General features: G+C 69.4%; 1 protein-coding gene. It reads right to left on the bottom strand.

Features of this window, described 5'->3' with window-relative positions; translation table 11 throughout:
* Positions 1-1,541, bottom strand: a 1,541-nt coding sequence (locus VR45_RS36920) for a hypothetical protein (RefSeq protein ID WP_045944309.1), incomplete at both ends; no start/stop codon positions are given.

The following is a 1,541-nucleotide window of genomic DNA, read 5'->3' as shown; positions in this document are numbered from 1 at the left end:
GCCTGCTCGTGCTGTCCGGCTCGGGCCATCGCCTCGGCTGCGCTGGCCAGAGCCCACACCTGCCGACCAGGGTCGGTGATGGTGCGGGCGAGGTCGGCCGCTTCTCTGGCGAGGCCGGCAGCCTGCTCGTGCTGTCCAGCCTGGGCCACCGACTCGGCCACGCTGGCCAGAGCCTGGGCCTGCTGGTACCGGTTGGCAAGAGTACGGGTGAGGTCCAGGGCCTGTTCGTGCTGTCCGGCCCAGGCCATTGCTTTGGCCACGCCAGCCAAGGCCTGAGCCTGCTCATCAGCGTCGGTGATGGTGTGAGTGAGAGCCAACGCCTGATCGTGTTGTCCGATCTGGGCCAGCGTGTTGGCCACTCTCACCAGAGCTTGGGCGTGCTGGTACGGGCTGGTGAGAGTGCGGGCGAGGTCCAGGGCCCGTTCGTGCTGTCCGGCCCGCACCATCGCCTCGGCCACGCCAGCCAGAGCCCAGACCCGCTGATTAGCGTCGGTGATGGCGCGGGCGACGTCCAAGGCCCGTTCGTGCTGTCCAGCCCAGGCCAGCGCCTCAGCCACGCCAGCCAAGGCCCAGGCTAGTTGGCCGGGGTCGGTGATGGCGTGGGTGAGGTCGGATGCCTCTTTGGCGAGGTCGGCGGCCTCTTCATGTTGTCCGGCCCGGGCCATCGCGCTGGCCACGCCGGCCAGGGACTGCGCCTGTCGGCCGGGGTCGGTGATGATGCGGGCGAGGTTGGCGGCCTGCTCATGTTGTCCGGCCTCGGCCATGGCACTGGCCAGAATTTGGGCCTGCTCGTCGACAACGGTGATGACGCGGGCAAGGTCAGCCGCGACACTCGCGATGCCGGTGGCCTGCTCGCGTTGCCCGGCCCGGGCCATCGCCTCGGCCACACTGGCCAGGGCCCGGGCCTTCTGGCTGGGGCTGTTGAAGGTGCGGGTGAGCTCCAGAGCCAGTTCGTGTTCTCCGGCCCGGGCCATCGCGCTGGCCACTTCGGCCAGGGCATAGGCCTTCTGGTCGGGGCTGTTGATGGTGCGGGCGAGGTCCAGGGCCTGTTCGTATTGTCCGGCCTGGGCCATCGCATCAGCGACGCCAGCCAGGGACCGGGCCTGCTGATCAGAGTCGGTGATGGTGCGCACGAGGTCAGTGGCCTGTTCGTATTCTCCGGCCCGGGCCATCCCGTCGGCCATGCTAGCCAGGGCCCAGCCTTGCGAGATAGCGGTATTGCTGGTGCCAGCGAGGTCGGCGGTGACCCTGGCGAGGTCGGCGGCCTGTTCGTATTGTCCGGCCCGGACTATCGCATCAGCGACGCTGATTAGGACGAAGACCTGCTGGTAGGGGTCAGTGAAGGTGTGGGCGAGGTCGGCGGCTTCTCTGGCGAGATTCAGCGCCTGGTCGTGTTGCCCGGCCCGGGCCATCGCCTCGGCCGCCTCGGCCACAGCACAGGCCTGCCGGACGGGGTCGGTGATGATGTGGGCGAGGTCGGCGGCTTCTCTGGCGAGGTCGGCAGCCTGCTCGTGCTGTCCGGCTCGGGCCATCGCCTCGGC

This window comes from Streptomyces sp. NRRL S-495, assembly GCF_000966955.1.
Lineage (GTDB): Bacteria > Actinomycetota > Actinomycetes > Streptomycetales > Streptomycetaceae > Kitasatospora > Kitasatospora purpeofusca.
This window is presented reverse-complemented; position numbering and strand designations above follow the sequence as displayed.